4 protein-coding genes are annotated in these 25,649 nt (G+C 74.8%); 1 reads left to right on the top strand and 3 read right to left on the bottom strand.

What is annotated here, in order from left to right; translation table 11 throughout:
- Positions 1-333: 333 nt before the first annotated feature.
- Genes ACEZDG_RS30640 through ACEZDG_RS30630 form a run of 3 tightly spaced genes read right to left on the bottom strand, consistent with a single transcriptional unit; the run spans position 334 to position 3,357 of the window.
- Positions 334-1,287, bottom strand: coding sequence for an ABC transporter ATP-binding protein (locus tag ACEZDG_RS30640; RefSeq protein WP_380515808.1), 954 nt, complete (start codon positions 1,285-1,287; stop codon positions 334-336).
- Positions 1,288-1,291: 4 nt separating this feature from the next.
- On the bottom strand, positions 1,292-2,359 hold the full coding sequence (locus ACEZDG_RS30635) for a FecCD family ABC transporter permease (protein ID WP_380515805.1): 1,068 nt from the start codon (positions 2,357-2,359) through the stop codon (positions 1,292-1,294).
- Positions 2,360-2,361: 2 nt separating this feature from the next.
- The gene (locus tag ACEZDG_RS30630) at positions 2,362-3,357 is read right to left on the bottom strand and encodes a FecCD family ABC transporter permease (RefSeq protein ID WP_380515821.1); all 996 of its coding nucleotides are present in this window, start codon (positions 3,355-3,357) and stop codon (positions 2,362-2,364) included.
- Positions 3,358-3,596: 239 nt separating this feature from the next.
- Here ACEZDG_RS30630 and ACEZDG_RS30625 point away from each other — a divergent pair, with 239 nt between their 5' ends.
- Positions 3,597-25,649, top strand: a complete 22,053-nt coding sequence (locus tag ACEZDG_RS30625) for a non-ribosomal peptide synthase/polyketide synthase (RefSeq protein ID WP_380515803.1) — start codon at positions 3,597-3,599, stop codon at positions 25,647-25,649.

Here is a 25,649-nt window from a genome sequence, read left to right as displayed (position 1 = left end):
CCCTGGGCTGCGCCCGGCCCTGGGCTGCGCCCGGCCCTGGGCTGCGCCCGGCCCTGGGCTGCGCCCGGCCCTGGGCTGCGCCCGGCCCTGGGCTGCGCCCGGCCCTGGGCTGCGCCCGGCGGCTACCCGCTGCGCGGCGCGGGTCAGCTCAGCCAACTGGCCTGCCGAACCGCCAACACCCCGGCTGCGCCGGACACCCCGGCTGCGCCGGACCCCCCCGGCTGCGCCGGACCCCCCCGGCTGCGCCGGACACCCCGGCTGCGCCGGACCTGTCGGACTGACCGATCCGGCCGAACAGGCCAAGCCCGGTTCCGGTGGAGCCGGGGTCCCGGCTCAGCCCGCGGCCTGGGCGGCCTTCTCCGGCCTCGGGTCCGCACCGACGCCCGCCGTTTCCGCGTGCATGCCCCCCGCGCCAGCACCGGCACCCGCGTCCGCGACCACCCCCGCCCCTGCGACGGGCCCCGCCGCACCGGCGAGGTGGTGGCGGCCGATGGGGATGACCAAAGGCGTGCCGCTGACCGGGTCCTGGATGACCCGACAGCGGAGGCCGAAGACGTCCTCCACCGCCTCGGCGGTAATCACTTCGGCGGGCGGGCCTTCGGCGACAACCCGGCCCGCCTTCATGGCGACCACGTGGTCGGCGTACCGGCAGGCCTGGTTGAGGTCGTGCAGCACCATCACCACCGTCCGTTCCTCCCGCCGGTTCAGGTCGGTGATCAGGTCCAGCACGTCGATCTGGTGGGCCAGGTCCAGATAGGTCGTCGGCTCGTCCAGCAGCAACACCGGCGTGCCCTGGGCGACGGCCATGGCGATCCAGGCCCGCTGCCGCTGCCCTCCTGACAGCTCGTCGACCGGGCGGTCGGCCAGCTCGGCCATCCCGGTCGCGGCCAGCGCCGCGTGCACGGCCTGCTCGTCCGCGCCGGACCACTGCCGCCACCAGGTCTGGTGCGGTGAGCGGCCCCGGTTCACCAGGTCGACGACCGTCAACCCCTCCGGGGCGACCGGCCCCTGCGGCAGGATGCCGAGCCGTTGGGCGAGTTCCCTGGTGGGAATGGAGTGCAGCGCCCGGCCGTCCAACTGCACCACCCCCTGACGTGGTGTCAGCAACCGTGCCAGCGCCCGCAACAGCGTGGACTTGCCGCAGGCGTTCGCGCCGACGACGGCGGTGATCCGACCGGCCGGGACGACCAGGTCGAGGTCGGTCACGACCGCCCGGTTGTCGTAGGACAGGTGCAGTCCCTCGGCCCTCAGCTCGGGATGGCCCGTGTGGCCTGGGGTGGTCGGCATGGGTTCAGCCTCCTGTGTCGGCACGGTTGGTGCGGATGAGCAGCCAGAGCAGGACCGGCGCGCCGAGCACGCCGGTGACGACCCCGACCGGCAGCTCCGTGCCGGGGACGATCTCGCGGGCGATGAGGTCGCCGCCGAGCACGACCAGGGCCCCGGTCAGTGCCGAGGCGAGGGTCGGCGGCCACGCGGTGCGGGCCAGCCGCTGGGCGATCTGCGGTGCGGCCAGCGCCACGAACGCGATCGGCCCGGCCGCGGCCGTGCCGAAGGCGATCAGCCCGACTCCGGTGAGCAGCACGGCGAACCGCACCGGCTGGACCCGGGTGCCGAGCCCGGCCGCGACCTCGTCGCCCAGCTGCAGGGTGCGGATCAGCCGTCCCAGGACCAGTGCGGTCGGCAGCAGCACGGCCAAAGCCACGGCCAGCGGCCCGGCCTGGTCCCAGCCGCGGCCGTTGAGGTTGCCGACCAGCCAGCCGAGCGCGGCCTGGGCCTGGAACCGCTGGCCCCTGGCGACCAGGAAGTCGGTGGCGCTGGAGCAGATCCAGGAGACCCCGATGCCGACCAGGATGATCCGGTAGCCGGTGACGCCGCCGCCCCGCCAGGCCAGCAGATAGACGATCAAAGCCGTGGCCAGCGCGCCGATCAGCCCGAGGGTCTGGCTGCCGAGGGCGCCGCCCCAGCCCCAGACGATCCCGGCGACGACCGCGGTGCCGGCGCCCTCGGTGATCCCGATCATGTCCGGGCTGGCCAGCGGATTGCGGGTCATGGTCTGGAACAGCGCGCCGGACGCCCCGAAGGCGATGCCGACCAGCAGTCCGACCACGGCCCGCGGCAGCCGGAAGTCCCGGACCACCAGCAGGGTTCCCGGGTCGCCCTGGCCGAACAGGGCTTTGACCACGTCGGGAAGGCTGATCGGGTAGTCGCCGATGGACAGCCCCCAGCAGAAGACCAGGAAGACAGCGACGGCGAGCACCACCGACACCGCGATCAACCGCGGCCGGACGATCCCGGAAACCGGTGGCACAGCCAACCGGAAGGAACGGACGGAAATACGTCCGGAAGTCTGAAGAGTCATGGTCACAGCTCCGCGAGTCGGCGCCGACGCACCATGGCGATGAAGAACGGGCCGCCGATGAAGGCGACGATGGTGCCGGCCTGGATCTCGGTGGGCCGGTCGACCATCCGTCCGGCGATGTCGGCGGCGAGCAGCAGGCACGGCGCGAGCAGCGCCGACAGCGGCAGCAGCCAGCGGTGGTCAGGGCCGATCCCCGCGGCCTGGGCCAGGATCCGGGCCAGGTGCGGGACGACCAGGCCGAGGAACACCACCGGGCCGATCACCGCCACCGCACCGCCGGTCAGCAGCATCACCGCGACCACGCCCTGGAACCGGACCAGCCCCAGCCGCCGTCCCAGCGAGGCCGCCACGTCCTCGCCCAGGGCCAGGCTGTTGAGCGCGGGCGCGCAGGCGAGCGCGAGCACCGCGCCGAGACCGAGGAACGGCAGGATCCGCAGGACCACCCCGCTGTCCTGGTTGGCGATGGACCCGGCCGACCAGAAGCGGTAGCGGTTCAGCGCGTCCGGGTCGGTCAGCACGATGGCGCTGGTCAGCGAGGAGAGCAGCGAGGTCACCGCGATCCCGGCGAGCGCCAGCTTGACCGGGGTCAGCCCTGAACGCCCGAGTCGGCCCAGCAGGTAGACCACCAGGCTGGCCGCCAACGCCCCGGCGAAGGCGAACCAGATGTAGCCGAACAGCGATCCGACCCCCAGTACCGCGATGGCCAGCACGATGGCGAAGGAGGCCCCGGCGCTGACGCCGAGCATGCCGGGGTCGGCCAGCGGGTTGCGGGTCAGCGCCTGCATCAGGGCGCCGGACAGGCCGATGGCCGCGCCGGCGGTGAGGCCGAGCGCGGTCCTGGGGATCCGGGCCGACCAGACGATGTTGTCCACCAGCTGACTCGGCGGATGCCCGAACAGCGCCCGCAGGACCTGGTCCGGAGGCACCGTGCGGGCTCCCAGGGCGACCGACAGCAGGCAGATCAGGACGAGGGCGGCACCGAGCAGCCCCACCAGCAGGGCGGGGCGAAGTCCGCTGCCCCGGCTCACCGGGCAGTCTCCAAGGTCGTCAACGGGCGTCAACTTTCTGCACTCGGGCGGGCCTTGGCTCCCGCTGCCACGCCTACGGGCGCGACGTGCGGCCCGGCGGCCCGGGCTTTGCAGGAACAGATCCACATGGTTAGGTAATGCTTACCTTAGTACGACCTGCGATCGTCCGGCCAAGCCGGTTCCGTACACCCTGGGAGGCGCGGTCAACTGTGTCCGCTAACGAAGAAGTGACGGCGTACTGGCGTCGGCGGCTGGCCGGGCTCCCGCAGGAGACGGCACTGCCGGTCGACTTCCCCTACCCGCTGCTGTCCTCCGCGGGCCGGGACAGCCGCAGCCGTCCGCTCACCGCGGCGGTGGAAGAGATCACGCTCCTGGCGGGGTACGTCGCCCTGCTGTACCGCTACGGCGGCGGCCAGGACATCACCGTCGGCCACCAGGACCTGCCGCTGCGGATCGAGCTGGACGGCGGGACGAGCTTCGCCGACCTGCTGCGCCGCGTCACCACCGCCTCGGCTGAGGCACAGTCCCACCGACTGCCCCTCACCGAGCTCGCGGCCGAGCTGGAAGCCGAGCCCCTGCGCGGCGGCGGGCTGCTCTTCAATACCGGACTCGGTATCAACTCCAGCCGCTCGCTTGACCTTTCGCTCCACCTGACGGCGGACGAACTGCGGCTCGACTACCGCCCCGACCTGTTCCGGGCCGAGACCGCCGAGCGCCTGCTGAGGCACCTCGCCACCCTGCTCGCCGACGGCCTGGCCCGACCGCAGACCCCCATCGGCGAGCTGGCCCTGCTGAGCGCCGGGGAGCGACGTCAGATCCTGCTGGAGTGGAACGACACCGAGCACTTCGTACCAGCCCTGACCTGGCCGGAGATGTTCGCCGAGCAGGTCGCCCTGCGTCCGGACGCGGTCGCCCTGGTCTTCGCTGACACCCGGCTCAGCTACGCCGAACTGGACCGGCGTGCCAACCGCCTGGCCCATGCGCTGATCGCCCGCGGCGCCGGCCCCGAGCAGGTGGTGGCCCTGGCGCTGCCCCGCTCGGTGGAGCTGATCGTGGCCGAGGTCGCGGTGCTGAAGTCCGGCGCGGCCTACCTCCCGGTGGACGCCGACTACCCGGCCGACCGGATCGCCCACATGCTGGCCGACGCCGCCCCGATCTGCCTGGTCGGCACCACCGCCACCGCAGCCCACACCGCCGCCCGCACCGCAGCCGGGCCGGACACCGGCCCGGCCCTGCTGCTGCTCGACACCCCGGAGACCGCCGCGGAGTTGGCGTCCGGTCCGAGCCATGACCCGACCGAGGCCGACCGAGGTCCGCTGGCCGTGGCGAACGCCGCCTATGTGATCTACACCTCCGGCTCCACCGGCCGGCCCAAGGGCGTGGTGCTGTCGCACGCCGGGGTCGCCAAGCTGGTGGCCACCCAGAGCGAGCGCTTCGGTATCGGCCCGGACAGCAGGGTGCTGCAGTTCGCCTCGCCCAGCTTCGACGTGGCCTTCTGGGACCTGTGCCTGGGCCTGCTCTCCGGCGGTCGGCTGGTCGTGGTCCCGGCCGAACTGCGGGTGCCGGGCCGCCCGTTGGCCGACTACGCCAACGCCAACGGGATCACCTTCATGATCCTGCCCCCGGCCCTGCTGGCCGCGATGCCGGAGGACGTGCTGCTGCCGCCCGCCGCGACCCTGCTGGCCGGCACCGAGCGGGTCTCCCCGGAGCTGGTCGCCCGCTACGCCCGGGGCCGGATGATGTTCAACGCCTACGGCCCGACCGAGGCCACCACCAACTCCACCCTCGGCCGCTGCGACCCGGACACTCCGGTCGGCAGCATCGTGCCCATCGGCGTCCCCGACCCCGGGACCAGGGCCTATGTGCTGGACGACCGGCTCGGGCCGGTCCCGGCCGGGGCGACCGGTGAGCTGTACCTCGGCGGCGCGGGGCTGGCCCGCGGCTACCTCGGCCGACCCGCGCTGACCGCCGAGCGCTTTGTCGCCGACCCGTTCGGCGCGCCGGGGGAGCGGCTCTACCGCACCGGCGACCTGGTGCGCTGGAAGCCGGACGGGCGGCTGGAGTTCCTCGGCCGGGCCGACGCCCAGGTGAAGGTCCGCGGCTTCCGGATCGAGCCCGGCGAGATCGAGTCGGTGCTGCGGGCGCACCCCGCCGTGGAGCAGGCGGCGGTGGTGGTCCGCGAGGACCGCCCCGGCGACCGCCGGCTCGCCGCCTATGTCGTCCCCGCGCTGGACGCCGACCCGGCCGCGGCCGGGGCCGACCAGGTCGAGGAGTGGAAGGAACTGCACGAGCTGCTCTACGCGGCGGCCGGCGGCGAGGGCTTCGCGGAGAACTTCGCGGGCTGGAACAGCATGTACGACGGGCTGCCGATCCCGGTGGGCGAGCTGCGCGAGTGGCGCGACGCCACCGTCGCCAGGATCGAGCAGCTGCAGCCGCGCAAGGTGCTGGAACTCGGCGTCGGCAGTGGGCTGATCCTGTCCCGGATCGCCCCCGGCTGCGAGGAGTACTGGGGCACGGACCTCTCCGAGGAGGCGGTGCGGGCGCTGCGCGCCCAGATCGACACGGTGCCCGAACTGGCGGACCGGGTACGGCTGCTGGCCCGCCCGGCGCACGACACCGCCGGGCTGCCGCAGGGCCGGTTCGACCTGGTGCTGCTCAACTCGGTGGTCCAGTACTTCCCCAGCGCCGAGTACCTGACCCAGGTGCTGGAGTCGGCCGCCGCGCTGCTCGCCCCCGGCGGCAGCCTGTTCATCGGCGATGTGCGCAATCTGCGGCTGCTGCGCTGCCTCAGGGCCGCCGCCGAGACCCGGCGCGCCGCCGACCCGCAGGACAAGCAGGCCCTGCGCGCGGCCGTCGAGCGGTCGGTGGCCTGGGAGGGCGAGCTGCTGCTCGACCCCGACTTCTTCGCGGCGCTCGACGGGTTCGACGCCGACATCCGGATCAAGCGCGGCGACCACCACAACGAGCTGACCCGCTACCGCTACGACGTGGTGCTGCGCAAGCGCGCCGCCGCGCCCGTGGACGTCCCGCAGGAAGAGGTCGGCTGGCCCGGCCTGCCGGCCCTGGACGCGCTGCTGACCGACCGTCCGGCCCGGCTCCGGGTCACCGGTGTGCCCAATGCCCGGCTGGCCGAGGACCTCGCCGACCTCGCCGCCTGCGGCGACAGCAGCCGCCCCGCCGCCGCTCCCGGCGCCGACCCGGAGGCCCTGTACGCGCTCGGCGCCCGGCACAGCTACCAGGTCGCGCTGACCTGGAACGGCGCGGCCGACGACGGCAGCCTCGACGCCGTGCTGGCGCCGGTGGACCAGACCCTCGGCACGCTCTACCGCCCCTCGGGGGACGTCCCCCTGGCCAACCGTCCGGCGCCGTTCCGCGACGTCAACGCGCTGATGCGGAACCTGCGTGCGCACGCCGCCCAGTGGCTGCCCGCGTACATGGTGCCGTCCGCCCTGGTCCCGCTGGAGCGGCTCCCGGTGACGCCGAGCGGCAAGCTGGACCAGGCCGCGCTGCCGGTCCCCGACTACGCCGCGCTCAGCCACGGCCGCGCGCCCCGCGACGCCCGCGAGCAACTGCTCTGCACCCTCTACGCCGAGGTGCTGGGCCTGGGCACGGTCTCGGTGGACGACGACTTCTTCGCGCTGGGCGGCGACAGCATCATCGCCATCCAGCTGCTGATCGCCGCCCGCAGGGCCGGGCTGCGGCTCAGCCCCGGCGACGTCTTCCGGCACCGCACGGTCGCCGCGCTGGCCCAGGTCGCCGAGGCCCCGAACGAAAGCCAGGACGCCGCCGCACCGGTCCGGCCGGACCCGGCCGCATTGGAGGCGCTCCAGGGCGAGCACCCGGTCGCGGTCGAGGAACTGCTCCCGCTGGGACCGCTGCAGCAGGGCTTCTACTTCCACTCGCTGCTGGACGGCGCCGACCGCGACGCCTATGTGGTGCAGCAGGTGCTGGAGCTCGGCGGCCCGGTCGACGGTGCGGCGCTGCGCCGGGCCGCCCAGCGGCTGCTGGACCGGCACGCCCCGCTGCGCGCCTGCTTCCGACGGCTCCCCGACGGCAGCCCGGTGCAGATCATCGCGGCCGGCCTCGAGCTGCCCTGGCGCGAGCTGGACCTGTCGGCGCAGGAGGCCGGACTGCGGCTGCCGCTGGCCGACGCGGTCGCGGCCGACGAGCGGATCCGCCGCTTCGACCTGTCCCGGCCGCCGCTGCTGCGCTGCGCCCTGGTCCGGCTCGGCCCCGAGCAGAGCCGCCTGGTGCTGACGTTCCATCACATCATCGCCGACGGCTGGTCGCTTCCGGTGCTGCACCGGGAGCTGCTGGCCGGCTACGGTCCGGCCCCCGCCGCGCTGCCCGAGCCCGCCCCGTACCGGGAGCATCTGCGCCGACTGGCCGCCGCGGACCGGCCCGCGGCCCTGGCCGCCTGGCAGACCGCGCTGGACGGGCTGGACGGCCCGACCCGGCTGCTGCCCGGCCCGGCCGACGTCGCCCCGCTGGATCCCGGGCAGGTCCGGGTCGAGCTCTCCGAGGAGCTGACCGCCCGGCTCGGCGCCCGGGCCAGGGAGCAGGGGGTCACCCTCGGCACGGTGGTCCTGGCCGCCTGGGGCCTGCTGCTCGGACGGCTGACCGGCCGTCAGGACGTGGTGTTCGGCACCACCGTCTCCGGCCGGGACGCCCAGGTCGAGGGCGTCGAGTTGATGGTCGGCCTGTTCATCAACACCCTGCCGACCCGGGTCCGGCTGCGGCCCACCGACACCCTCGGCACATTGCTGCACCGGCTCCAGGACGAGCAGGCGCAGCTGCTGGAGCACCAGCACCTCGGCTTGGCCGAGATCCAGCGGCTGGCCGGACCGGCGGGCGGCGGCGAACTCTTCGACACCCTGGTGGTCTTCGAGAACTACCCGGCTGAGACCGGCCTGGCCGACCCCTCCGGCACGGTCAGGATCACCGGCCATGAGTTCCACGACGCGGTGCACTACCCGCTGGCCCTGATCGTCAAGCCGGGCCGCCGCCTGGACCTGCGGCTGAAGCACCACACCGGGCGGATCGACCCGGCCGCCGTGGCGCGGATCGCCGACCGGCTGACCGAGGTGCTGCGGGCGCTGGCCGCCGACCCCCGGCAGTCGGTGGCCGGCCTCGACCTGCTGTCGGCCGAGGAACGGGCCGAGGCCCACCCGGCCGGGGAGCACCGGCACGTTCCGGCGACCACCCTGGTCGGCGCCTTCGAGGCCCAACTGGCCCGGACTCCGCAGGCGGTGGCGGTCGTTGCTGAGACCGGCAGCCTCAGTTACCAGGAGCTGGACGGCCTGGCCGGGGCCCTGGCCGCCAGGCTGCGGGCGCGTGGCGCGGGCCCCGGACGGATCGTCGCGGTCGCCGTGCCGCGTTCGGCAGAGCTGATGGTGGCGCTGCTCGGTGTGCTGAAGGCCGGCGCGGCCTATCTGCCGGTCGACCTGGACCACCCGGCCGAACGGGTGGCCCAGCTGCTCGCCGATTCCGGCGCGGACACGGTGCTGACCACCGCCGCCAACGCCGGGCGGCTGCCCGCGCTGCCGGGCCTGCAGCCGCTGCTGCTCGACGTCCCGGAGGAATCCGTCGGCGAGACGACGGCCGTGCCGGCCGGGCCCGACGATCCCGCCTACCTGATCTACACCTCCGGCTCCACCGGCCGTCCCAAGGGCGTGCTGGTCACCCATCGGGCCATCGTCAACCGGCTGGCCTGGATGCAGGGCGAGTACGGACTGCGTGCCGACGACCGGGTGCTGCAGAAGACGCCGGCCGGCTTCGACGTCAGCGTCTGGGAGTTCTTCTGGCCGCTGTGCGAGGGCGCGGCGGTCGTCCTCGCCAGGCCGGAGGGCCACCGGGACCCCGCGTATCTGACCGCCCTGGTCCGTGAGCAGCGGATCACCACCCTGCACTTCGTGCCCTCGATGCTGGAGGCCTTCCTCCAGGCGGAAGAGATCACGGAGGACCTCGGCTGGGTGTCCTCGCTGCGCCGGGTGTTCAGCAGCGGCGAGGCCCTGCCCGGCGCCGCCGCCGCCCGTTGGCACGCGCTCACCGCCGTCCCGCTGCACAACCTCTACGGGCCCACCGAGGCCGCCGTGGACGTCACCCACCACCGCTACGACGGGGCGGAGGACACCACCGTGCCGATCGGGCGGCCGGTGTGGAACACCGGGCTGAGGGTGCTGGACTCCTGGCTGCGCCCGGTCCCGGCCGGGGTGCCGGGAGAGCTCTATCTGACCGGTGTCCAGCTGGCCCGGGGCTACCACGCCCGGCCCGGCCTGACCGCCGAGCGCTTCACCGCCGACCCCTTCGGCGGCCCCGGCGAGCGGATGTACCGCACCGGCGACCTGGTGCGCCGCCGCGAGGACGGCACGGTGGAGTACCTGGGGCGGACCGACCGTCAGGTCAAGCTGCGCGGCAACCGGATCGAGCCGGGCGAGATCGAGGCCGCATTGGTCCGTCAACCGGCCGTGGCGCAGGCCGCGGTGACGGTCAACGGCTCGCTGCTGATCGCCTATGTCGTCCCGGCTGCGGGGCGCCGCCCGGAGCCGGGCGCGCTGCGGGCCGCCTTGGCCGGCGCCCTGCCGGCCGCGCTGGTGCCGGAGGTCTATGTGCTGCTCGACGCGCTGCCGCTGACCCCGAACGGCAAGCTGGACCGGGCCGCGCTGCCCGCACCGCAGGCCGCCCGGGCGGAGGCCCGGGCCCCGGAGACCGAGCGGGAGCGGACGCTCACCGAGATCTTCGCCGCCGTGCTGAAGCTCGATCAGGTCGGCCCCGACGACGACTTCTTCCTGCTCGGCGGCGACAGCATCAGCTCCATCGGCGTCTCCAGCCGGGCCCGCAGGGCCGGACTCGACCTCAGCCCGCGCGACGTGTTCGCCCGCCGCACTCCCGCCGCCCTGGCCGCAGCCGCGCCCGCCGCGCCCGCCGCGCCGGTCGCCGCCCGCGAGCCGCTGCGCTCCGGCTTCGCCCTGACCGCCGAGGAGACCGCGCACGTCCAGCGGCTGAGCCCCGGCCCGGTGGCCGACGTCTGGCCGCTGGCCCCGCTGCAGGAGGGGCTGTTCTTCCACTCCACCTATGACGACGCGGGCCTGGACGTCTACACCGTCCATGAGTCCTTCGACGTCGCCGACGGGCTCGAGACCGACCGGCTGCGCACTGCCGCGGCGGCGCTGCTGGCCCGCAACCCCGGGCTGCGGGCCGGGTTCACCAGCGAGGGCCTGCGCCGGCCGGTGCAGTTCATCACCGCCGACCCCGGCGTCCCGCTGGACGAGGTCGACCTCACCGGCCTGCCCGCCGCCGAGCAGGAGGCCAGGCTGCGCGAGCTGATGGACGAGGAGCGGGCCCGCCGCTTCGACCTGGCCCGGCCGCCGCTGTTCCGGCTGCTGCTGCTCCGCCTCGGCGGCGACCGCGGCGACCGGCTGGTGATCGGCCGTCATCTGCTGCTGTGGGACGGCTGGTCCGCCTGGGTCTTCCTGGACCAGCTCTTCGCGCTCTACCGCAGCGGCGGGGACGACCGCGCGCTGCCGCGCCCCGGCTCCTACCGCGACTACCTGACCTGGCTGGAGGCGCAGGACAGCGCCGCCGCCACCCTGGCCTGGCGCGAGGCGCTGGCCGGTCTTGACCAGCCGACCCTGCTGGCCGCGGCCGACCGGGGCCTGGAACCGGCCGTCCCCGAGCAGCTGGAGACACTGCTCCCGGCCGGTCTCGGCGAGCGGCTGCGCGACACCGCGCGCGGCCACGGCCTCACCCTCAACACCCTGCTGAACGCCGCCTGGGGGCTGGCCCTGGCCAGCGCCACCGGCCGCACCGACGTGGTCTTCGGCACCACCGTGGCCGGGCGGCCGAGCGAGGTGCCGGACGTCGAGCATGTCATCGGGCTGTTCCTGAACACTGTCCCGACCAGGATCGGCTTCGACCCGGCCGAACCGGTGCTCGGGCTGCTGCGCCGGATCCAGGACCAGCGGCTGGCGCTGATGCCGCACGAGTACCTGAGCCTCGGCGTGCTGCAGGCCGAGACCGGCCACCGGCGGCTGTTCGACACCCTGTTCGTGCTGCGCGACAACGACACCGAGGACCGGCTCGCCGAGCTGAGGGTCCGTCATGGCGCGGTCGCCGTGGCCAATGTCGACGCCACCCACTACCCGGTCAACCTGATCGTGACGCCGGGCCGGCGGATCCGGATCACCCTCGCGCACAACCCGGACGCGGTGGACCGGCCGCGGGCCGAGGCGCTGCTCGACCGCTTCACACTGCTGCTGGACCGGCTCACCCGGGACCTGGCCGCGCCGGTCGGCAGCCTGGACCCGCTGCTGCCGGCCGAGCAGGCCGCGCTGCGGCTGCGCTCGGTGGCGGGCCGGGTGCCCGACCCCGAGCGGACCGTCGCCGACCTGCTCGCCGACCAGGCCGCCCGCACCCCCGGGGCCACCGCCCTGGTCTTCGGCGGACAGCGCGTCAGCTACGCCGAGCTGGACGCCAGGATCAACCGCGCCGCCCGGCTGCTGCTGGCGCACGGGGCGGGCCCGGAACGGGTGGTCGCCCTCGCGCTGCCGCGCTCGGTGGACACCGTGGTGGCGCTGTTCGCGGTGCTGCGCACCGGTGCGGCCTATCTGCCGCTGGAACTGGACCACCCGGACGACCGGCTGGCGCAGATGCTCGACGACGCCCGCCCGGCCCTGCTGCTGTCCACCGGCCCGGTGGCCGCCGCCCGGCTGTCCGGCGCGGCCCCGGAGGCCGTCCGGCTGCTGCTGGACGACCCGGAGCTGGCTACGGAGCTGGCCGCGCGGTCCGGCGACCCGGTCACCGAGGCCGAGCGGCCCCGGTTCAGCCTGGAGCACCCGGCCTATGTGATCTACACCTCCGGTTCCACCGGGCGCCCCAAGGGCGTGGTCACCCCCTACCGGGGCCTGACCAATATGCAGTTGAACCACCAGCGCGAGGTCTTCGCCCCGGCCGTGGCCTCGGCCGGCGGCCGGCGGCTGCGGATCGCCCACACCGTCTCCTTCGCCTTCGACATGTCCTGGGAGGAGCTGCTCTGGCTGGTCGAGGGCCATGAGGTGCACATCTGCGACGAGGAGCTGCGCCGCGACGCCGAGGCCCTGGTCCGCTACTGCGGGGCGCACCGGATCGACGTCGTCAATGTCACCCCCACCTACGCCCACCTGCTGATCGAACAGGGGCTGCTGGACGGCGCGCACCGGCCGCCGCTGGTGCTGCTCGGCGGCGAGGCGGTCCCCGAGGCGGTCTGGAACCGGCTCAGGGACACCGAGGGCAGCTACGGCTACAACCTCTACGGCCCCACCGAGTACACCATCAACACCCTCGGCGGCGGCACCGGCGACAGCGCCACCCCCACCGTCGGCCGTCCCATCCGCGGCACCCGGGCCCATCTGTTGGACGACTGGCTGCGCCCGGTCCCGGACGGGGTCCCCGGCGAGCTGTACATCGCCGGAACCGGCCTGGCCCGCGGCTACCTCAACCGGTCGGGACCGACCGCCGAGCGCTTCGTCGCGGACCCGTTCGGGGAGCCAGGGGAGCGGATGTACCGCACCGGGGACCTGGTGCGCCGCCGCGCCGACGGCAACCTGGACTTCCTCGGCCGCACCGACGACCAGGTCAAGATCCGCGGCTACCGGGTGGAACTGGGCGAGGTGGAGACCGCGCTGGCCCAGCACCCCGGGGTGGCCCGGGCCGCGGTGATCGCTCGTGACGATCCATCAGCACCCGGCACCAGCCGACTGATCGGCTATGTGGTGCCCGGCGAGCTGTCCGGCGAGGAGCGGGAGTCGGTCGAGCGGGCCCAGGTCGGGGCGTGGCAGCAGGTCTACTCCGAGGAGTACGAGCAGATCAGCACCGCCGTCTTCACCGAGGACTTCGCCGGCTGGGACAGCAGCTACGACGGGCGGCCGATCCCGTTCGAGCAGATGGCGGAGTGGCGCGAGCAGACCGTGGCCCGGATCAGGGAGCTGCGTCCGCGCCGGATCCTGGAGATCGGCGTCGGCTCCGGGCTGCTGCTGGCCCGGCTGGCGCCGGAGGCGGAGGCCTACTGGGCCACCGACTTCGCTGCGCCGGTGATCCGCAAGCTCGTGCAGGACCTGCTCCGCGATCCGGAGCTGGCGGCCAAGGTGGAGCTGCGCTGCCAGTCCGCCGAGGTCACCGAGGGCCTGCCGACCGGGTACTTCGACACCGTGGTGATCAACTCGGTGGTGCAGTACTTCCCGAGCATCGGCCATCTGACCGAGGTCATCCGGGGCGCCGCGGCGCTGCTGGCCCCCGGCGGGGCGCTCTTCGTCGGCGACGTCCGCAATCTGCGCCTCGCCCGCGCCTTCCACACCGCCGTGCAGCGGACCAGGGCCGGGGACGGCGCGGAGCCGCGGCAGCTGCTGCGGGCCGCCGAGCGCGGGCTGCGGCTGGAGAAGGAACTGCTGGTCGACCCGGACTACTTCAGCACCCTGAGCCTCGACGACCTGGGCTTCGACGTCGACCTGCGCACCAAGCGCGGATGGCACCACAATGAGCTGACCCGGCACCGCTACGACGCCGTGCTGTACCGGGCCGGCCGCGAGCCGCTGGACCTGGCCGACGTCCCGACGCTGGCCTGGTCGGACGCGCTGGAGCGGCAGCTGGAGCGGGAGTTGGAGCAGCGGCGGCCCGAGCAGCTGCGGGTCACCGGCATCCCGGACGCCCGCACCGCCGGCGAGCTGGCGGCGCTGCGGGCCCTGGAGCAGGGCCGCAGCGCACCCGAGCAGGAGGCCGGGGGAGTGGACCCGGAGACCCTGCAGACCCTCGGGGCCTCGCTCGGCTACCGGGTGCTGACCACCTGGTCCGCCGAACTCGGCTGCTACGAGGCCGTGTTCCTGCGCGGCGGGCCCGCCGACGTGACCGGCCTGTACCGACCCGGCGGCGGCACGCCCCCGTACGCCAACAGCCCGGCGGCGGCCCGGAACGCGGACGGCCTGGTCCGGCGGCTGCGCGAGGACCTGCGGCAGCAGCTGCCCGACTACATGGTCCCGGCGGCCTTCGTCACCCTGGACCGGCTGCCCATGAACCACAACGGCAAGCTGGACCTGCGCGCCCTGCCGGACCCGGAGCCCGCCGCGGCGCTGGGCAGCGGCCGGGGTCCGCGCACCCCGCAGGAGGAGGTGCTGTGCCGGCTGTTCGCCGAGGTGCTGGGTCTGCCCGAAGTCGGCGCCGAGGACGGCTTCTTCGACCTCGGCGGCCACTCCCTGCTGGCCACCCGGCTGATCAGCCGGGCCAGGACCGAGCTCGGCGCGGAACTGGCGATCCGCGACCTGTTCGAGGCCCCCACCCCGGCCCGACTGGCCGAGCGGGCCGACACCGGCCGGACCGCACGCCCGGCGGTACGGGCCGAGGCCGAACGGCCGGAGCGGATCCCGCTCTCCCCGGCCCAGCGCCGGCTGTGGCTGGCCGAGCGGCTGGACAGCGGCGACGCCTACCACTTCCCGCTGGTCGCCCGGCTGCGCGGCGCCCTGGACCCGCAGCTGCTGCGGCAGGCGCTGCGTGCGGTGACGGTCCGTCATGAGGCGCTGCGCACCCTGGTCGAGGAGCAGGACGGCGAGCCCTACCAGCTGATCCTGCCCGCCGCCGAGGCCGAGCCCGGCTTCACCGTCGAGGACTGCCCGGAGCAGGACCTCGCCGCCCGGATCGACGCCGCCGTCGCCCGCCGCTTCGACCTGGGATCCGAACTGCCGCTGCGGGCCGCCGTGCTGCGAATCGGCGCGGACGACCACGTGGTGGCGATCGTGCTGCACCACATCACCACCGACGAGTGGTCCGACCGGCCGTTCCTGGCCGATCTGGCCACCGCCTACTCGGCTCTGACGGAGGGTCAGCAGCTGCCGTGGCAGCCGCTGCCGGTGCAGTACGCCGACTACACTCTGTGGCAGCGGCGGCTGTTGGGCGAGTCCGCCGAGGGCACGCGTCAACTCGCCTTCTGGGTCGACGCGCTGGCCGGGCTGCCGGATGAGATTCCGCTGCCGCTGGACCGCCCCCGTCCCGCCGCACCGACCGGCCGGGCCGGCCTGGTACGGGCCGAACTGGACCCGGACACCGCCGCCGCCCTGCGGGCCCTGGCCGGGCGGACCGGTACCAGCATGTTCATGGTGTTCCAGGCCGCCGTGGCGGCGCTGCTGCACCGGATGGGCGCGGGCGAGGACATCCCCCTCGGCGCCCCGATCGCCGGGCGCACCGACAGCGCTCTGGACGATCTGGTCGGCTTCTTCGTCAACACCCTGGTACTGCGGGCCGACCTGTCGGGCGACCCCTCGTTCACCGAACTGCTGGGCAGGGTCAAGGAAGCCGACCTGGCCGCCTTCGAGCACCAGGACCTGCCCTTCGACCGGGTGGTCGAGGCCGTCAACCCGCCCCGGGTGCCGGGCCGCAACCCGCTGTTCCAGGTGATGACCGGCTACCACTACCGCCCCGACGGGGACCCGCAGGTGCTGGGCCTGCCCACCGAGTGGTGGCCGACCCGCTTCGGGACCGCCAAGTTCGACCTGGACTTCACCTTTGTGGACCACGCGGGCGAGAACCGGGTCACCCTGCTGCTGGAGTACGCGGCCGATCTGGCCGACCACCGGACCGCCGAGACCCTGGCACAGCGTCTGCTGAGTCTGCTGACCGTGCTGGCCGCCGAGCCGGACCGTCCGATCGGGCGGATCGGGGTGCTGACCGACGACGAGCGCCGCGACTCCCTGGGCGCCTGGAACCACACCGCCGCGCCGCTGGAGCCACGTACCGTCCCGGAGATCTTCGCCGAGGCGGCCGAGGCCGGGGCCGACCGGACCGCGCTGGTCACCGACCGCGGGCGGCTGACCTTCAGTGAACTGTCCGCCCGGGTGGACGGTATCGCCGGGCTGCTGCGGCGACGCGGGATCGGCGCCGAGAGCGTGGTCGGCCTGGCCCTGCCCCGGGCCGAGATGGTGCCCGCGATCCTCGGCGTGCTCGCCGCGGGAGCGGCCTACCTGCCGCTGGATCCGGGCTACCCGGCGGAGCGGCTGGAGTACCTGCTCCAGGACGCCGCCCCGGTGCTGCTGCTCAGCACCCGGGCCGTCGCCGCCGGGCTGCCGCCCGAGCGGCCGGAGACCCTGCTGCTGGACGACCCGCTGACGGCGACTGACGCGGCGTCAGCCATCGGCGGGCGCCCGCTGCCCTCGAGCGCCGCGTATGTCATCCACACCTCCGGCTCGACCGGCCGTCCCAAGGGTGTGCTGGGGACGCACCGGGGCCTCAGCAACCTGTTCGCCGCCCACCTCGTGGACCTGGTCGAACCGGCCCGGATCGCCGCAGGCAAGTCGCGGCTGCGCGCCGTGCACGCCGCCTCGTTCAGCTTCGACGGCTCCTGGGAGCCGCTGCTCTGGCTGCTGGCCGGGCATGAGCTGCATGTCGTCGGCGAGAGCGTGCTGACCGACCCGGCCGCGCTGCTCGATCTGCTGGCCGAGCAGCGGATCGACTTCGTCGACCTGACCCCCACCTATCTGCAGGAACTGGTCCACCACGGCTTCCTGGACCCGGACCGCTACCGTCCGGCCACCATCGCGGTGGGCGGCGAGGCCACCCCCGCCGCGCTCTGGGAGCGGCTCTGCGCGCTGCCGGACACGGTGGTGCACGACCTCTACGGGCCGACCGAGTGCGCCGTCGACGCCTACGGACGGCACAGCGCGGGCCCGGACGGCGCGCCCTGGGCCGCCCCGCTGGCCAATACCCGGGCCCATGTCCTGGACCCGGCGCTGCAGCCGGTCCCGGTCGGCGTGCCGGGAGAGCTCTACCTCGCGGGCGTCGGGCTGGCCCGCGGCTATCTGCACCGGCCCGGCCTGACCGCCGAGCGCTTCACCGCCGATCCCTTCGGCAAGTCGGGCGAGCGGATGTACCGGACCGGTGACCTGGTGCGCCGTCGTGCCGACGGCACCCTGGAGTTCCTCGGCCGCACCGACGACCAGGTGAAACTGCGCGGCTTCCGGATCGAGCCGGGCGAGATCGAGACGGTGCTGCGGACCCACCCGCAGGTGGCCCAGGCGGCCGTACTGATCCGCGAGGACGCCCCGGGCGACCGCCGACTGGTGGCCTACACCGTCCCGGTCGGCGAGCCCGGCACCGATCCGGCCGCGCTGCGGTCGCACCTGGCCGCGGTGCTGCCCGAGCACATGGTCCCGACGGCCTTCGTCGAACTCCCGGCCCTGCCGCGCTCCGTCGCCGGCAAGCTGGACCGGCAGGCGCTGCCCGCGCCCGGCCCGGTCACCGCCGGAGCGGGACGGCGGGCCAGGGACGCCCGCGAGGAGATCCTCTGCGAGCTGTTCGGCGCGGTGCTCGGCACCGGCCAGGTGGGCGTGGACGACGACTTCTTCGCCCTCGGCGGCCACTCGCTGCTGGCGATGCGCCTGGTCAGCCGGATCCGCACGGCGCTGGGCGCCGAGCTCGCGCTGCGCGCGGTCTTCGAGGCCCCCACCCCGGCCCGGCTGGCCGAGCGGCTGCGCGAGGGACGCGGCGGCCGGCGGCCCGTGCCGGCGCCCGCGGCCCGGCCCGAGCCGCTGCCGCTGTCCTTCGCCCAGCAGCGGCTGTGGGTGCTGCACCAGCTGGAGGGCCCCGGCGCCGGCTACACCCTCCCTGCCGCCTGGCGGCTGTCAGGACCGCTGGACCAGGACGCCCTGGCCGCAGCGGTAAGGGATCTGGCGGTGCGTCATGAGAGCCTGCGCACCGTCTTCCCGCAGCGGGACGGCCGTCCGTACCAGCGGGTGCTGGAGCCGGAGCAGCTCGGCGCGCTCACCCGCGCCGAGCGGAGCGCCGAGGCCGAGCTGCCCGCCAGGCTGGCCGAGGCGGCGGCCGAGGGCTTCGCCATCGACCGTGAGTCGCCGCTGCGGGTGCGGGTGTTCCAGCTGGCTCCCGAGGAGTCCGTGCTGCTGCTGGTGGTCCATCACATCGCCGGTGACGAGTGGTCGGACCAGCCGCTCTGGCGCGACCTGGCCACCGCCTACCGGGCCCGGGCCGAGGGCCGGGCCCCGCAGTGGCAGCCGCTGCCGGTGCAGTACGCCGACTACACCCTCTGGCATCGTCAGTTGCTCGGTGACGCCGCCGACCCGGACAGCCTGCGCACCCGTCAGCTCGGCTACTGGCAGCGCGCTCTGGCCGGAATGCCGGAGGAGCTGGCGCTGCCCTACGACCGTCCGCGCCCGCAGGAGGGCACCCGGCGCGGCGGCGCGGTCGGGCTGGTCCTCGCCCCCGCGCTGGAGGGCGCGCTGCGGACCCTCGCCAGGGAGCAGGGCGTCAGCATGTTCATGGTGCTGCAGGCCGCCGTGGCCGCGCTGCTGCACCGGCTCGGCGCGGGGGAGGACATCCCCCTCGGCGCACCCGTCTCCGGACGCACCGACGAGGGGCTCGAGGACCTGGTCGGCTTCTTCGTCAACTCGCTGGTGCTACGCACCGACCTGTCCGGCGCGCCCGGCTTCGCCGAACTGCTGGCCCGGGTCAGGGAGGCCGACCTGGCCGCCTACGAGCACCAGGACCTGCCCTTCGAGCAGCTGGTGGAGGCGGTCAACCCGACCCGTTCGCTGGCCCGGCACCCGCTGTTCCAGGTGATGGTGGTGCACCTGGCCGGACCGTCCGGCACCCCCGAGTTGCAGGGCCTGACAGCCAGGCCCGAGCCGCTGGGCCAGCACACCGCCAAGTTCGACCTCAGCTTCGACTTCATCGAGCAGGGGCCGGGGGAGGGCATCCAGGGCTGGATCGAGTACAGCGCCGACCTGTTCGACCAGCACACCGTCGAGCAGCTGGCCCAGCGCCTGCTGCGGCTGCTGGAGCAGGTCGTCGCCGACCCGGCCCTGCCGCTGCGGGACCTCGACCTGCTCGACCCGGGGGAGCGGTGGCAGGTCCTCACCGGCTGGAACGACACCGACCGGGAGCTGGCCCCGACCACCCTGCCGGAGCTGTTCCAAGCCCAGGCGGCGCGCACCCCCGAGGCCCTCGCCCTGGTCCTCGGCGAGCAGCGGCTCAGCTACGCCGAGCTGGACGCCCGGGTCGAGCGCACCGCGCTGGCCCTGGCCGGGCTCGGCGCCGCACCCGAGACCACGGTGGCGGTGGCGCTGCCGCGCTCGGTCGAGCTGGTGGTCGCCCTGCTGGCGGTGCACCGCACCGGCGCGGCCTATCTGCCGCTCGACCCCGACCACCCGCCGGAGCGCACCGCCCTCATGCTCGCGGACGCCCGCCCGGTGACGGTGGTTCAGGGCGCCCTGCCGGAAAGCCCCGCGGGGGGCACCCGGGCGGCACTGCCGGAGCGCTTCGACCCGCGCCACCCGGCCTATGTGATCTACACCTCCGGCTCCACCGGGCAGCCCAAGGGCGTGGTGGTCCCGCACCGGGGCATCGTCAACCGGCTGCTGTGGATGCAGGACCGCTACCGGCTGGGCGCCGACGACCGGGTGCTGCAGAAGACCCCGTCCGGCTTCGACGTGTCGGTGTGGGAGTTCTTCTGGCCGCTCAGCACCGGAGCCGCGCTGGTGCTGGCCCGTCCGGACGGCCACCGGGACCCGGCCTACCTGGCCGGGCTGATCCAGGCCGAGGGCGTGACCACGCTGCACTTCGTACCGTCTATGCTGGCCGCCTTCCTGGACGAGCCCGCCGCTGCCGACTGCACCGGACTGCGACGGGTGCTCTGCAGCGGCGAGGCGCTGCCGGCGGCCCTCGCCGCCCGCTTCCACACGCTGCTCCCGGCCGAACTGCACAACCTCTACGGGCCCACCGAGGCCGCGGTGGATGTGACGGCCGCTCAGATCCCGCCCGGCGCGGACCGCGTCCCGATCGGCAGCCCGGTGTGGAACACCCGCGTCCAGGTGCTGGACGCCGGGCTGCGGCCGGTCCCGCCGGGTGTCGCCGGGGAGCTGTACCTGGCCGGCGTCCAGCTGGCCCGGGGTTATCTGAACCGCCACGGGCTGACCGCCGAGCGCTTTGTCGCCGACCCCTTCGGCGCGCCGGGAGCCCGGATGTACCGCACCGGCGACCTGGCCCGCTGGAACCGCTCCGGCGCGCTGGAGTACCTCGGCCGGACCGACGACCAGGTCAAGATCCGCGGCTTCCGGGTCGAACCCGGCGAGATCGAGGCCGTCCTCGGCGCGCACCCGGCCGTGGCGCACTGCGCGGTGGTGCTGCGCGAACAGCGCCTGGTCGCCTACCTGGTCCCGGCCCCGGACGTGGCTCCGGACCCGGCGGTTCTGCGTGCCCACGCCGCCGCCGTGCTGCCCGAGCACATGGTTCCCGCGGCCTTCGTCCTCCTGGACGCGCTGCCGCTCACCCCGAACGGCAAGCTCGACCGCAGGGCGCTGCCCGCGCCCGACTTCGCGGCCGAGGTGACGGACACCGCTCCGCGCACCCCGCGCGAGGAACTGCTGTGCGGGTTGTACGCGGAGGTGCTCGGCCTGGACCGGGTCGGCGCCGAGGACGACTTCTTCGCCCTCGGCGGCGACAGCATCGTCGCCATGCAACTGGTCAGCCGCGCCCGCGCGGCCGGTCTGGCGATCAGCCCCAGGGACGTCTTCCGGCACCGCACCCCGGCCGGACTGGCCGCCGTCGCCGTCGAGCCCGCGGCCACGTCCAGCGCGGCCCCGGCCGCCGAACTGCTGACCCTGACCGCGGAGGAGCAGGCCGAACTGGCCCGCTGGGATGCGGCCGAGGTGCTGCCGCTGACACCGCTTCAGGCGGGCCTGCTGTTCCACGCCTCCTTCGACTCCGGCGCGGACGGTCCCGACGTCTACACCGTCCAGGTCTCGCACGACCTGGAAGGACCGCTCGACGCCGAGCGGCTGCGCGCGGCCGGGCAGGCACTGCTGGACCGGCACGCCAACCTCCGGGCCGGCTTCCGCTACCTGTCGTCCGGCCGTCCGGTGGCGGTCGTCCCGCGCACGGCGGCTCTGCCCTGGCGGCGGCTGGACCTCTCCGAGTTGGGCCCGGCGGCCCTGGAAGCCCGCTGGACCGAGGCCCTGCTCCAGGAGCGCCGTCGCTTCGCCCCGGCCGAACCCCCGCTGCTGCGGCTGCTGCTGGTCCGCACCGGACCGCGGCAGCACCGGCTCGCCCTGTCGCACCAGCACCTGCTGCTGGACGGCTGGTCGCTGCCGCAGCTGATGGCCGAGCTGTCCGAGCTCTACCGCTCGCCCGAGGCCGCCGCCGCCCCGTCCGTCCCCTACCGGGAGTACCTCGGCTGGCTGGCGCGGCAGGACGCCGAGGTCTCCGCCGCCGCCTGGGCCCGGGCGCTCGACGGACTGGAGGGGCCCACCCAGCTGGCGCCCGCCGACCCGAACCGGGTGCCCGTCCTGCCCGGCCTCCGCAGCACCCGGCTGTCCCCAGAGCTGACCGCGGCCCTGACCGGGCTCGCCCGCAGCCGCGGACTGACCGTCAACACCCTGGTCCAGGGCGCCTGGAGCATCCTGCTGGCCCGGTTGACCGGCCGCGAGGACGTGGTCTTCGGCGCGACCGTGGCCGGGCGGCCCCCGGAGCTGGCCGGGGTCGAGTCGATGATCGGACTGTTCATCAACACCGTCCCGGTCCGGGTCCGGCTGGACCAGGGCGAACCGCTGGCGGTCTTCCTGGACCGGCTGCAGGACGAGCAGTCCCTGCTGATCGCCCATCAGCATGTCGGCCTGGCCGACATCCAGCGCCGGGCCGGGCTGGGCGAGCTGTTCGACACCCTGGTGGTCTTCGAGTCCTACCCCGGTGCCGAGGGCCCGGGTCTCGGAGCCGCCGAGGGCCTGCACAGCACCGTGCGGGACCACCAGGACTCCACCCACTACCCCTTCACCTGGGCGGTCGAGCCCGGCGACCGGCTGGTGCTGACCGCCGAGTACCGGCAGGACCTGTTCGACGCCGCCACCGCCGAGCGGATGGCCGACGCCATGGTCACCCTGTTCGAGGCGATGACCGGCGACCTCGACCAGCCGCTCGGCCGACTCGACATCCTCGGCCCCGCCGATCGCCGTACCGTTCTGCAGACCTGGAACGACACCGCGCTGCCGGACGCCCCCGGCACCGTCCCCGCCCTGTTCGAGGCGCAGACGGCCGCCGCGCCGGACGCCCCCGCCGTGGTGGCGGGCGCGGTGCGCTGGAGCTTCGCCGAGCTGAACGAGCGCGCCAACCGGCTGGCCCGGCTGTTGGTCGAGCAGGGCGCGGGACCGGAGCGGATCGTCGCCCTGGCGCTGCCGCGCTCGGCGGACCACCTGCTGGCGATCCTCGCCGTGCTGAAGGCCGGCGCGGCCTATCTGCCGATCGACGCCGAGCTGCCCGTGCAGCGGGTGCAGGCCCTGGTCGAGGACACCCGGCCGCTGCTGGTGCTCAGCACCGAGGCGCTGGCCGCCGGGCTCCCGGACACCGGCGCACCCGTGCTGCTGCTGGACGCGGCGGTGACGGTGCGTCAGCTGGCCGGGCTGTCCGGCGACAACCTCGGCACCGGCCCCGACCCGCTGCACCCGGCGTATGTCATCCACACCTCCGGGTCGACCGGACGCCCCAAGGGCGTGGTGGTCTGCCACGACAGCGTGGTGAACCTCTTCCACAGCCACCGCCGGGCCCTGCACGACCCGGCCAAGCGCCGGGCGGGCCGCCGGCACCTGCGGGTCGGCCACGCCTGGTCGTTCTCCTTCGACGCCTCCTGGCAGCCGCAGCTGTGGCTGCTGGACGGCCACGCCCTGCACATCCTGGACGAGGAGACCCGGCGCGACCCGGAGCTGACCGCCGCTGCCATCCGGGACCGGAGCCTGGACTTCATCGAGGTCACCCCCTCGTTCCTGGCCCAGATGGCCGGCACCGGACTGATCCAGGACGGCGCCTGCCCGCTGGCGGCGGTCGGGGTCGGCGGCGAGGCGGTCCCGGACGCGCTGTGGCGCGAACTCGGCGCGCTGCGCGGCACGGACGCCTACAACCTCTACGGCCCGACCGAGGCCACCGTGGACGCCCTGGTCGCCCGGATCGGGGAGAGCGAACGCCCGCTGGTCGGCCGTCCGGTCGGCAATACCCGCGCCTATGTGCTGGACGCGGCGCTGCGCCCGGTCCCGCCCGGCACCACCGGCGAGCTCCACCTCGCCGGACGGGGCCTGGCCCGCGGCTATCTGGACCGCCCCGGGCTGACCGCCGAGCGCTTCACCGCCGACCCGTACGGGCACCTGTTCGGAGCGCCCGGCGCCCGGATGTACCGCACCGGCGACCTGGCCCGCTGGACCGAGGACGGCCGGCTGGAGTTCCTCGGCCGGGCCGACGACCAGGTGAAGATCCGCGGCTTCCGGATCGAACTCGCCGAGATCGAAGCGGTGCTGGCCCAGCACCGGGCCGTCGCCCAGGTGGTGGTGCTGGCCCGGGAGGACCGGCCCCGGGCCACGCAGCTGGTCGGCTACGCGGTCCCGGCCGACGCCGCCGCGCCGCCGGACCCGGCCGCGCTGCGCGCCCTGGCCGCGGCTGCCCTGCCGGACTACATGGTCCCGGCCGCGGTGGTGCTGCTGGACGCGCTGCCGCTGCTGCCCAACGGCAAGCTCGACCGCAGGGCGCTGCCGGTGCCGGATTTCGCCGCGGCCACCGTCGGCCGACCGCCGGCGACCGACCGCGAGCGGCAGCTGTGCGCGCTCTTCGCCGAGGTGCTCGGGCTGGCCGGGACCAGTGCGGACGACGACTTCTTCGCCCTCGGCGGGGACAGCATCGTCGCCATGCAACTGGTCGGCCGGGCCCGGGCGGCCGGGCTGCGGATCACCCCGCGCCAGGTGTTCCAGCAGCGCACGGTCGCGGCCCTGGCCGCTGTCGCGGTGCTCGCCCCGGTGGGCCCGGACGGCGGGGGCCGGGCCCATGACCTGGGCACCGGCCTGATCCCGGTGACCCCGATCATGCACGCGCTGCGCGAGCTGGGCGGCCCGATGCGGGCCTACCACCAGGTGGCCCTGCTGCAGACGCCCGCGGAGCTTGACCGCGCCGGGCTGCTGACGCTGCTTCAGGCCGTCACCAACCAGCACGACATGCTCAGGGCCCGGCTTGAGCGGCTGCCCGCGGGCTCCTGCTCGGGCGGCAGCGAGGAGCTGTGGTGGCTGAACGTGCCCGCGCCCGGCACCGTGGACCCCGCCTCCTACCTGCACCAGGTCGAAACGGCCGGTGCCGACGGAGCGGCCCTGTGGGCCGCTGTCGCCGAACAGGCGGAGGCGGCGCAGGCCCGGCTGGACCCGGAGGCGGGCCGGATGGTGCAGGCGGTCTGGTTCGACGCCGGCCCGGGCGTGCCCGGACGACTGCTGCTGATGATCCATCACCTGGTCGTCGACGGGGTGTCCTGGCGGGTCCTGCTGCCCGACCTCGAAGCCGGCTGGCGGGACCTGACGGCGGGTCGGCCGATCACCCTGGCACCGGTCGAGCTGTCCTTCCGCCGCTGGGCCGAACTGCTCGACCGCGACGCCATGGACCCCGCGCGCGAGGCCGAACTGCCGCTGTGGACCACGATCCTGGACGGCGGCGACCCGCTCCCGCTGCGGCGCCCCCTCGATCCGGCGCTGGACACCGTGGCCACCGAACACCACTTGGCCCTCACCCTGCCCGCCGAGGTCACCGCGCCGCTGCTGAGCCGGGTGCCGGCCGCCTTCGGCGCGACCGTCAACGATGTGCTGCTCACCGCGCTGGCCCTGGCCGTCGCCGACTGGCGCCGCCGCCGCAGCCCGGACGGCACGGACGGCACGGCCGGTGACTCGGTGCTGGTGGACCTGGAGGGCCACGGCCGGGAGGAGGGCCTGGCCGGCCACGCGGACCTGTCCCGCACGGTCGGCTGGTTCACCAGCGTGGTCCCGGTCCGGCTGGACCCGGGCCCGGTGGACCTGGCCGACGCGCTGGCCGGCGGCCCCGCGCTGGACGCGGCGCTGGCCCGGATCCGGCAGCACCTGGACGCCCTGCCGGCCGGCGGGATCGGCCACGGGCTGCTGCGGCACCTCAACCCGGTGACCGGGGCCCGGCTGGCCCGGCTCGACCGGCCGCAGATCGAGTTCAACTACATGGGCCGCTTCGGCCACCCGGAAGCGGCCGACTGGTCCTACGCCCCCGAGGGGGACGCGGCCGACCTGGACGGAGACCCCGGCATGCCGCTGTCGCACGCCCTGACCGTCAACGCCCTGACCGAGGACCGGCCGGACGGCCCCGAGCTGGCCGCGCACTGGTCCTTCGCCTCCGGAGTCCTGACCGAGGAGGCGGTCCGGGATCTGGCCGACACCTGGTTCCTGGCCCTGCGGGCCCTGGTCCGCCGCGCCGCCTGA

This window comes from Streptacidiphilus alkalitolerans, assembly GCF_042511045.1.
Classification (GTDB): Bacteria; Actinomycetota; Actinomycetes; order Streptomycetales; family Streptomycetaceae; genus Streptacidiphilus; species Streptacidiphilus alkalitolerans.
Note: the sequence above shows the minus strand (reverse complement) of the source record. Positions and strands in the feature narration are given on the sequence as shown.

Excerpts from the sequence above, each read along its gene's own strand:
- ACEZDG_RS30635 (WP_380515805.1), bottom strand. The coding sequence starts at position 2,359 with ATGACTCTTCAGACTTCCGGACGTATTTCCGTCCGTTCCTTCCGGTTG.
- ACEZDG_RS30640 (WP_380515808.1), bottom strand. The coding sequence starts at position 1,287 with ATGCCGACCACCCCAGGCCACACGGGCCATCCCGAGCTGAGGGCCGAG.